Annotated in this window: 11 protein-coding genes; 5 read left to right on the top strand and 6 right to left on the bottom strand. The window is 59.2% G+C overall.

Annotated elements, in window-relative coordinates:
• Positions 1-611: HD-GYP domain-containing protein (locus ACCD00_RS29060; protein ID WP_413428667.1), on the top strand; the 611-nt coding region annotated here is incomplete at its 5' end.
• Here ACCD00_RS29060 and ACCD00_RS29055 read toward each other — a convergent pair.
• Together ACCD00_RS29055 and ACCD00_RS29050 are read right to left on the bottom strand one after the other, a co-directional pair.
• Positions 612-1,094: a GAF domain-containing protein gene (locus tag ACCD00_RS29055; protein ID WP_413428666.1), complete on the bottom strand. Its 483-nt coding sequence runs from the start codon at positions 1,092-1,094 to the stop codon at positions 612-614.
• Positions 1,091-1,981, bottom strand: coding sequence for an ATP-binding protein (locus ACCD00_RS29050; protein WP_413428665.1), 891 nt, complete (start codon positions 1,979-1,981; stop codon positions 1,091-1,093). Before ACCD00_RS29050 ends, ACCD00_RS29055 begins: the two co-directional genes overlap by 4 nt.
• A gap of 124 nt (positions 1,982-2,105) precedes the next feature.
• On the opposite strand from ACCD00_RS29050, the gene ACCD00_RS29045 reads away from it, so the two are divergent.
• Positions 2,106-4,469: a response regulator gene (locus tag ACCD00_RS29045; RefSeq protein ID WP_413428664.1), complete on the top strand. Its 2,364-nt coding sequence runs from the start codon at positions 2,106-2,108 to the stop codon at positions 4,467-4,469.
• Here ACCD00_RS29045 and ACCD00_RS29040 read toward each other — a convergent pair.
• The 3 genes from ACCD00_RS29040 to msrB form a co-directional block, all read right to left on the bottom strand.
• Entirely contained in the window at positions 4,453-4,914 is a 462-nt protein-coding gene (locus ACCD00_RS29040; RefSeq protein WP_085715311.1) for a MarR family winged helix-turn-helix transcriptional regulator, read from the bottom strand. The genes ACCD00_RS29045 and ACCD00_RS29040 overlap by 17 nt on opposite strands.
• Positions 4,911-5,396 (bottom strand): glutathione peroxidase, encoded by a 486-nt coding sequence (locus tag ACCD00_RS29035; RefSeq protein ID WP_008002671.1) that lies wholly within the window; start codon positions 5,394-5,396, stop codon positions 4,911-4,913. The genes ACCD00_RS29040 and ACCD00_RS29035 overlap by 4 nt, the downstream gene beginning before the upstream one ends.
• A gap of 198 nt (positions 5,397-5,594) precedes the next feature.
• Positions 5,595-5,990, bottom strand: coding sequence for a peptide-methionine (R)-S-oxide reductase MsrB (msrB, locus tag ACCD00_RS29030; protein ID WP_322616287.1), 396 nt, complete (start codon positions 5,988-5,990; stop codon positions 5,595-5,597).
• Positions 5,991-6,216: 226 nt separating this feature from the next.
• Here msrB and ACCD00_RS29025 point away from each other — a divergent pair, with 226 nt between their 5' ends.
• Both ACCD00_RS29025 and htpX read left to right on the top strand, forming a co-directional pair.
• Positions 6,217-7,428, top strand: a complete 1,212-nt coding sequence (locus tag ACCD00_RS29025) for a pyridoxal phosphate-dependent aminotransferase (protein ID WP_008017190.1) — start codon at positions 6,217-6,219, stop codon at positions 7,426-7,428.
• A 316-nt stretch (positions 7,429-7,744) separates the two neighbouring features.
• The gene (gene htpX, locus ACCD00_RS29020) at positions 7,745-8,635 is read left to right on the top strand and encodes a protease HtpX (RefSeq protein WP_413428663.1); all 891 of its coding nucleotides are present in this window, start codon (positions 7,745-7,747) and stop codon (positions 8,633-8,635) included.
• A 54-nt stretch (positions 8,636-8,689) separates the two neighbouring features.
• Here the strand turns inward: htpX and ACCD00_RS29015 are convergent, their stop codons facing one another.
• Positions 8,690-9,346: a thiopurine S-methyltransferase gene (locus ACCD00_RS29015; RefSeq protein WP_413428662.1), complete on the bottom strand. Its 657-nt coding sequence runs from the start codon at positions 9,344-9,346 to the stop codon at positions 8,690-8,692.
• A 102-nt stretch (positions 9,347-9,448) separates the two neighbouring features.
• On the opposite strand from ACCD00_RS29015, the gene ACCD00_RS29010 reads away from it, so the two are divergent.
• On the top strand, positions 9,449-9,854 hold a 406-nt coding region (locus tag ACCD00_RS29010; RefSeq protein WP_413428661.1), incomplete at its 3' end, for a DODA-type extradiol aromatic ring-opening family dioxygenase.

Raw genomic sequence — 9,854 nt, 5'->3', positions numbered from 1 at the left:
CCCCCACCCTGCCCGTCAGCGAACCGTTACTGGCGGACAAACCCGAGCACCTGTTCGAACGCGGCGAAAACGAAGTGATACCGCAAGATAATCCCCTGGGCTTCAAACTCGACGTCCCGCTCCACAAATACAACCGGGGTGAGCTGTACAACCTGAGCATTGTCCGGGGCACCCTGACGAGCGAGGAGCGTTATGTCATCAATCACCACATCGTTCAGACGATCCTGATGCTCAACCACCTGCCATTCCCCGGGCACTTGCGCAGCGTCGCGGAAATAGCCGGCGGGCATCACGAAAAAATGGACGGCAGTGGTTATCCGAAACGCTTGAAGCGAGAAGAAATGAGCCTGCCGGCGCGGATGATGGCAATTGCCGATATCTTCGAAGCGTTGACTGCCGCCGACCGCCCCTACAAAAAAGCCAAGACCTTGAGCGAGGCGCTGGGCATCATGGCAATCATGTGCCGTGATGCCCACATCGACCCGGAGCTGTTCGGGCTGTTCATCAAGGCACAGATCCATTTGCAGTACGCCAGGCGCTTCCTCGCCCCTGAGCAGATCGATGCAGTGGACGCGCCGGCCCTGCTGGCCAAGGCCGGCCTGGCGTCTTGATCAGCAGTCGGTCAGGCGCAGGAAAATCGCCGCCAGCTGTTCGATTCCGGCCTGGTCCTGTGCGGTGAAACGCGCCAGTTTCGGACTGTCCAGATCAAGCACGCCGATCAACCGGCCGTCCTTGACCAACGGCACCACCAGTTCGCTGTTCGAGGCGCTGTCGCAGGCGATGTGACCGGGGAACGCATGCACATCCTCAACCAACTGAGTCTGCAAGGTGGCTGCCGCTGTCCCGCAAACACCGCGCCCGAACGCAATCCGCACGCAAGCGATCTGCCCCTGAAACGGGCCCAGCACCAATTCCTCATTGCGGTTGAGGTAAAAACCGGCCCAGTTCAGGTCATCGAGCTGATTGAACAGAAACGCCGAGAACTGTGCGGCATTGGCGATGAAATCCCGCTCGTCCGCCAGCAAGGACTCCAGTTGCGCGTGCAGCATGCCGTAGCCTTCGAGGCCCTGGCCGCTCTTTTGTAAATCGATCATGCCTTGTGCTCCAACAGTTTCAGCCCGACCCAATAACGGGCAAATTGATAAGCGCAACGTCCATTGCGATTGCCCCGGCCGGTGGCCCAGCGTACCGCCAGAATGTCCAGTTCTTCCGTGCGCTGCCACGCCAGTCCGGCCTTGCCGGCCAACTGGCCGATCCAGTGCTCGACGACGTTCAGGAAGTGTTCCTGGGTAAACGGATAGAACGACAGCCACAGACCGAAGCGGTCCGACAGCGCGATCTTGTCTTCCACCGCCTCGCTGGGATGCAGTTCGCCGTCGACCCGTTTCCAGTTTTCGTTGTCGCTTTCCTTTTCCGGCACCAGGTGGCGACGGTTGGACGTGGCGTACAGCAAAACGTTGTCCGGCGCCTGTTCCAGCGAGCCGTCAAGGACGCTTTTGAGCACTCGGTAATCGCCCTCGCCCGACTCGAACGAGAGATCATCGCAAAACAGCACGTAACGCTGAGGCAGTTTGGCAATCTGTTCGACCACTCGCGGCAGGTCTGCCAGGTGATCACGTTCAATCTCGATCAATCGCAAACCGTCTTGAGCGTGCTCGGCCAACAAGGCGCGCACCAGCGACGACTTGCCGGTGCCGCGCGAGCCCCAGAGCAAAGCGTGGTTGGCAGGCATGCCATCGAGGAACTGTCGGGTATTGCGACCAAGCTGCTCGACTTGCCGGTCGACGCCGATCAGGTCCGACAGGCGCATGTCGAGGCTGACCTCCAGCGGCATCAGATAACCACCGCGCGACTCTCGCTGCCAGCGCGCGGCCAGGCATTGTGTCCAGTCGATGGCTGGCCGGGGTGCCGGCAGCAACGGCTCGATACGGGCCAGAACGGCATCGGCGCGTTCAAGAAAAGCATTCAATCGGGAATCCACGACTTCTCCTCGGGCACGTTCACAGTAATGATGGTGATGCAGCGACGAAACACAGCGTCAGACAACTGGGTGCCCCCCGCGGTACAGGCCTCGCGAGAACATCAGTAGGCAGGCATGATCGACTATGCTTGAGCAGCGAAAGGAAACGGAAGTGGTTCACCCCCCCATGGACATCAAATTCACCAACCGGCTGTCGTTCAAGCAAGCCCGGCTTACCGTGCTGGTCGGTTTCATTCTGGGCACGCTGCTCAGCCTGCTGCAAATAGGCATCGATTATGCCAGTGAAGACGCCTCCATCAATCGTGAAATCCTTTCGCTGCTGGAAATCAGCCACAATCCGGCCTCGCGAATCGCCTACAACATCGACGCCGAACTCGCCAAGGAACTGACCCTGGGCCTGCTGCGCTCGCCGGCGATCATCAGCGCGAAACTGACCGACAACAACGGCACCGTGCTGGCCAGCGTCAAGCGACCCGGCGTGCAAAACGGTTACCGGATGTTCAGCGACTTCCTGTTCGGCGCCAATCGACAGTTCGAAGACCGACTTTACCTGGATAACTTGCCCAACGAGTCCCTGGGTACGCTGCGGCTGAACGTCGACACTTACGCCTTCGGCGACCGGTTCCTGCGCCGGGCCGAAGTGACCCTGCTCAACGGCTTCGCCCGCAGCCTGCTGCTGTCCGGCATCCTGCTGGCGCTGTTCTATGTGATGCTGACCAAACCACTGGTGCGGGTCATCCGTGAGCTCAGCGGTCGCGACCCGAGCAGTACCGAACCGACATCACTGGAATGCCCCGCCGGGCACGCCAACGATGAGATCGGTGTGCTGGTCAAGGTTGCCAGCCAGCAGTTCAAGAACATCGCCACCGAAATCCAGCAGCGGCGCAACGCGGAAAACCGCCTGACCGAGTATCTGGGCCAACTGGAAAACATCGTCTCGGCCCGCACCGCTGAACTCAAGGCGATCAATGACCGGCTGAGCCAGTCCAACCAGGAACTGGAGGTCGCCCGCAGTACAGCCCTCGACATGGCCGAAGCCCGCTCGGTGTTCCTGGCCAACATGAGCCATGAAATTCGCACGCCCCTCAATGGCTTGCTCGGGATGATCGCGCTGTCCCTCGACGGGCCGCTGAATGCCGAACAACAGCAACAGCTGTCGATCGCCCATGACTCGGGCAAAGTGCTGGTGGAATTGCTCAATGATATTCTCGATTTGTCGAAGTTCGATGCCGGTCAACTCGAACTCGAACACATCCCCTTCGACCTCGGCTCACTGATCGAAGACACCGCCAACCTGTTGTCGCAGAACGCCGCCCCCAGCGTCGAACTGACCTGCCTGATCGACCCGCATTTCCCCGCGCTGGTGCTCGGTGATCCGACCCGGGTCCGGCAGATTGTCAGTAATCTGCTGTCCAACGCCCTCAAGTTCACCCGTTTCGGGCGTGTCGACGTGCGCCTTTCGACGCTCGGGGACGGTGTCAGAATCGAAGTGTGCGACACCGGCATCGGCATCCCTCAGGATGCCCAGGTCAAGATCTTCCAGCCTTTCACCCAGGCCGGTGCCGGTATTACCCGCCAATTTGGCGGCACCGGGTTGGGCCTGGCGCTGACCTACAACCTTTGCGAAGCCATGCAAGGGCGCCTGACGATCAGCTCCGAGCCGGGTTTTGGCAGCCAGTTCTGCGCAGACTTGCCATTGCCCGGCCATACCCGTGCAATGCCTGCCCTTTCGCTCAAGGGCAAAGTCGTCGCCATCACGGCCGCCAGCAGCGGGCTGGGCGAATTGCTCAACAGTCTGTTGCCTGGCTGGGGGCTGGACTATGAACGGCGCTCCATGGATGACCCACTGTTTGGCCTGACAGCCGACGTGCTCATCACCGACTGCCCCGAATGTCTGTTCAGTTTGCGCCCCACCCTTGGTGCCCCGATCTTGCTGGTCACCGCTTATGGCAATTTCATGCCCAGCGAAGAGGCCAACGCCCTCGCCCCCTTGCAACAACAGGCACGCCCCCTGGCTCGCAATATGTTGTATCAGACATTGCGGCGGATCCTGCAGCCGGAAACCCACCCGATCAACAATGCCCGACTCGACACGCAATGCCCGCAACGCCGCGGGCGCGTACTGCTGGTGGAAGATAATCCGGTCAACCAACTGGTGGCCAAGGGCATGCTCGGCAAACTTGGCTGCGAGGTCACCACCGCGGCTCATGGTGCTGAGGCCCTGGATCAACTCGATCTACGGGATTTCGACCTGGTGCTGATGGATTGCAACATGCCGGTGATGGACGGCTATGAAGCCAGCCGGCAAATCCGCCGCAGCGGACGCTGGCCGCAACTGCCCATCGTCGCCCTGACGGCCAACGCCATGTCCGAGGAGCGCGAACGCTGTCGTGCCGCGGGCATGAGCGACTACCTGGCCAAACCCTTTCGGCGAGAAGAACTGGCCGCCCTGCTGGACTTGTGGGTTCCCGCTACGACAGCGCTTTAATCTGTCCCAACAGGTGATCGAGACCATCGCGCAACTCGTTGAGACGATTCAGATCGACCCCACTGTCGCACAATAGACGCGCCTTGAGTGGCCCGACCTGATCGCGCAAGGCCATGCCGGCCGGCGACAGGCTCAGATGCACCTCACGCTCATCGCGCGCCGAACGCTGGCGCTGCACCAGTTGCAGTTGTTCGAGGCGCTTGAGCAACGGTGTCAGCGTGCCGGAATCCAGGGCCAGACGCTCACCCAATGCCTTCACGGTCGGTTGCTCCGGGGCTGCTTCCTGCCACTCCCAAAGCACCAGCATCGCCAGGTACTGGGGGTAAGTCAGGCCCAACTGATCGAGCATTGGCTTGTAGGCGCGAATGACCGCACGGGAAGCCGCGTACAGCTTGAAACACAGCTGGCTGTCGAGCTTCAGGGAATCGACTGACAAGGTGTTCATTTGAGCAGGGCTTCGATCTCGCGGGTCAGGTCCTGCGGCTTGGTCGCCGGGGCGAAGCGCTTGACCAGTTGCCCGTCCTTGCCGATCAGGAACTTGGTGAAGTTCCACTTGATGCCCTGGGAACCCAGCACACCCGGTGCGCGCTTTTTCAACTGCACGAACAGAGGATGGGCGCCGGCACCATTGACTTCGATCTTTTTGAACAACGGGAAGCTGACACCGAAGTTCAGTTCACAGAATTCGGAGATCGCCCCTTCATTGCCTGGCTCTTGCTTGCCGAACTGGTTGCAGGGAAAGCCGAGCACCACCAGGCCCTGGTCCTTGTAGGTCTGCCACAGCTCCTCGAGGCCTTTGTACTGCGGGGTGAAACCGCATTTACTGGCGGTATTGACCACCAATACGGCCTTACCAGCGAAATCAGCCAAGGTCTTTTGCTCGCCCTTGATGGTGGTGCAAGGGATGCTCAGCAGGTTGTCGCTCATGATGAAAGCTCCGGATTCGGGAAGATGAGACAAACATAGCGAGCAATTGAATTGTGTGCAATTTAAATTATCAAACGCCAATCCACTACTGTAGGAGCGAGCTTGCTCGCGATGGTTCTAAACGATAACGCGGGAAGCCTGGTGCCCCGGGTTGTTCTCTGGTCCATCGCGAGCAAGCTCGCTCCTACAGGGCTCGCATTACTCGCGAGGTACGAGGTCCAGGCACACCGAGTTGATGCAGTAACGCAGGCCGGTAGGCGGTGGGCCATCCGGGAAAACGTGACCCAGGTGCGCGTCGCATTTGGCACAGACCACTTCGGTGCGGATCATGCCGTGGCTGACATCACGGATTTCGGTCATGGCGCTGTCACCGATCGGCGCGTAGAAGCTCGGCCAGCCGCAGCCGGAATCGAACTTGGTCCTGGAATCGAACAGCGGTTCGTTACAGCAGATGCAGTGGTAAACACCGTCGACCTTGCTGTCGTTGTACTTGCCCGAAAACGGTCGTTCGGTGCCTTTGAGGCGGCACACGTTGTACTGCTCTGGATCGAGCATCGCCTTCCATTCTTCCAGGGTTTTTTCCAACTTTTCCATCATCACACCTCAGCGGCTGAAAAAGCCCGATCTGTACCTTTTCCACGGATCGGGCGGCACGTATGATTGCGCCTCGTCAAACGCCAGTCTGGCAGCCAGACCACGCGCATTCAAACGGAAATATGGGTGCTGCATCTCAAGGCGTCAGGCCTGTGTGAATACGCAGGATTCCCAGCACGGTTGTTCAAACGCCGTCTGGATCGTTCATTTTCGGGAACACATCGCCATGCAGGTCAGCAAATCGAACAAGCTCGCCAACGTCTGCTATGACATTCGCGGCCCGGTGCTCAAGCACGCCAAGCGCCTGGAAGAGGAAGGCCATCGCATCCTCAAGCTGAACATCGGCAACCCGGCGCCTTTTGGATTCGAAGCGCCGGACGAAATCCTCCAGGACGTGATCCGCAACCTGCCGACCGCGCAGGGCTACAGCGACTCCAAGGGCTTGTTCAGTGCGCGCAAGGCCGTGATGCAGTATTACCAGCAAAAGCAGGTAGAAGGCGTCGGCATTGAAGACATCTACCTGGGTAACGGCGTTTCCGAGCTGATCGTGATGTCGATGCAGGCCCTGCTCAACAACGGCGACGAAGTGCTGGTGCCTGCGCCTGACTACCCGCTGTGGACCGCAGCTGTAAGCCTTTCGGGCGGTAATCCGGTGCATTACCTGTGCGACGAGCAGGCCAACTGGTGGCCGGACCTGGCCGACATCAAGGCCAAGATCACCCCGAACACCAAGGCACTGGTGATCATCAACCCGAACAACCCGACCGGCGCTGTGTACTCGAAAGAAGTACTGCTGGGCATGCTGGAACTGGCCCGCCAGCACAATCTGGTGGTGTTCTCCGACGAGATCTACGACAAGATCCTCTACGACGATGCCGTGCACATCTGCACCGCGTCACTGGCGCCCGACCTGCTCTGCCTGACCTTCAACGGCCTGTCCAAGTCCTATCGCGTCGCCGGCTTCCGTTCCGGCTGGATCGCCATTTCCGGCCCGAAACACCACGCCCAGAGCTACATCGAAGGCATCGACATGCTGGCGAACATGCGCTTGTGCGCCAACGTGCCGAGCCAGCATGCGATCCAGACCGCCCTGGGTGGCTATCAGAGCATCAATGACCTGGTGCTGCCGCCGGGCCGCTTGCTGGAACAACGCAACCGCACCTGGGAATTGCTCAACGACATTCCGGGCGTGAGCTGCGTCAAGCCGATGGGCGCACTGTATGCATTCCCGCGGATCGACCCCAAGGTTTGCCCGATCCATAACGACGAAAAATTCGTCCTCGACCTGCTGCTCTCCGAAAAGCTGCTGGTAGTTCAAGGCACCGCATTCAACTGGCCATGGCCAGACCACTTCCGCGTCGTGACCCTGCCACGTGTCGATGACCTGGAGATGGCCATCGGACGCATCGGCGGCTTCCTCAAGTCCTACCGCCAGTAAGCGGCCAGTCACCGTGCGACGCTCCTGCACGTCGCACGGTGATTCATCCGGCAACACTTTTTTGCATTGCGCCGCTGGCTGCCGCTTTGCCCGCCGCCAGATAACGCTTTGCTTGCTCGCGCCTGACAAAGGCGGGGCCTTCGACATGAACTGACTGACAAACACTTCCCGCACTCGCGCCGGAAACGCCCTGCAAGCAGCTAGACTGTTGCCGTAGGACACAGTTTGAAATAGTCACCCGGTTGAATACCCCGGTGCAGCACCTTATATACCCCGCAGTACGCTACATCTTTAGTATGAGGAGATTTCTACAACCATGATGCGCATCCTGCTGTTCTTGGCCACTAACCTGGCGGTCGTGCTGATTGCCAGCATCACCCTGAGCCTTTTCGGCTTCAACGGGTTCATGGCGGCCAATGGGGTTGACCTCAACCTCAATCAGCTGCTGATTTTCTGTGCGGTCTTTGGTTTCGCCGGTTCGTTGTTCTCGCTGTTCATCTCCAAGTGGATGGCGAAGATGAGCACCAGCACCCAGATCATCACCCAGCCACGCACCCGTCACGAGCAATGGCTGCTGCAAACCGTCGAGCAACTGTCCCGCGAAGCCGGGATCAAGATGCCCGAAGTCGGTATCTTCCCGGCCTACGAGGCGAACGCCTTCGCCACCGGCTGGAACAAGAACGATGCATTGGTCGCGGTCAGCCAAGGTTTGCTCGAGCGCTTCTCGCCGGATGAAGTGAAAGCTGTCCTGGCCCACGAAATCGGCCACGTAGCCAACGGCGACATGGTTACCCTGGCGTTGATCCAGGGCGTGGTGAACACCTTCGTGATGTTCTTTGCACGGATCATCGGCAATTTCGTCGACAAAGTGATCTTCAAGAACGAAGAAGGCCAGGGCATTGCCTACTACGTGGCGACCATCTTCGCCGAACTGGTTCTGGGCATCCTGGCCAGCGCCATTGTCATGTGGTTCTCGCGCAAGCGCGAATTCCGGGCCGACGAAGCCGGCGCAAACCTGGCCGGCACCGCCGCGATGATTGGCGCCCTGCAACGCCTGCGAGCGGAACAAGGCCTGCCGGTGCACATGCCCAACACCCTGAACGCCTTCGGCATCAACGGTGGCATCAAGCAAGGGTTCGCTCGCATGTTCATGAGCCACCCGCCACTGGAAGAGCGTATCGACGCCCTGGCTCGTCGTCGGAGCTGATACTTCTGCTGCAGAAATCAAAACGGGGCGATCTTATCGCCCCGTTTTTTTTTGCTAATGGCTCGTCAGCCGGTAAACCCGCTCTTCCAGTCGCGTGACACCCGCCTGCAGAAACTTCTCGCTCTCACTCAGCACGTCCTGATCCTCCAGAACCTTCAACGCCCACGACCCGCCCAACAATCTCTGCACCTCATCATCCAGTACGGCAAACGGCGGTCCGTCCATCTGTACCTGGTCATAGTCGAGCGTGATCAATAATCCGCGACACTCTTTCGGCAGAATCCGATTCAGGTGCGCGGCATATTGCTCACGCATCTTCGGCGGCAACGCAATCAACGCGGCGCGATCATAGAGCGCGGAGCAATCAGCAGTGTCACCGGCCGTGAGTTCAAAGAAATTGCCACACCAAAGCTCGATGGAACCTGCCCGATAGACCTTGAATGGCCCCTGCTCGCTCACTGCCGGATCAAAGCCATGTTCGCTGAAAAACTCCTCGACGGCTTTTTCCGACAGTTCGACTCCCAAGACCTCATGGCCTTGATGGGCGAGCCAAAGCAAATCCAGGCTTTTTCCACATAACGGCACCAACACGCGTGCCCCCTCTTCAAGGCTTAACACTGGCCAGAACCGCTTCAGATGAGGGTTCACCTGCGGCAGGTGAAAGCCGATCTGATTCGACGCCCACTTTTTGTGCCAAAACTCAGGCTGCATAATTAACCCCGAAAATTCGATCAAAACGCCCTAAAACTTATATTAGATTTAGATTAATGATCTGACTGAAGATGTTGCATCTTAACTCTCAGGAGCTCATTCATGTTCCCCAGCCTGTACATATCCCACGGCTCCCCCATGCTCGCCCTGGAACCCGGTGCCAGCGGGCCGGCACTCGCCCGCCTGGCCGCTGCGATGCCGAAGCCCAAAGCCATCGTGATTGTATCTGCGCACTGGGAAAGCAATGAGCTGCAGGTCAGCGGCAATCCACAACCGGAAACCTGGCATGACTTCGGTGGCTTTCCCAAAGCCCTGTTCGAGGTCCAGTACCCCGCTCCCGGCGCCCCGCAGCTGGCAGATGAGGTAGTCGAGCTGTTGAAATCCAACAACCTTCCTGCACGCATCGACAGCAATAGACCTTTCGACCATGGTGTCTGGGTACCTCTGTCGCTGATGTACCCGCAAGCAGACATCCCGATTGTGCAGGTATCACTGCCCACCCGTGGCG

Origin of the sequence: Pseudomonas sp. Pseusp3 (assembly GCF_047304225.1) — a bacterium.
Taxonomy (GTDB): domain Bacteria; phylum Pseudomonadota; class Gammaproteobacteria; order Pseudomonadales; family Pseudomonadaceae; genus Aquipseudomonas; species Aquipseudomonas fluorescens_CD.
This window is presented reverse-complemented; position numbering and strand designations above follow the sequence as displayed.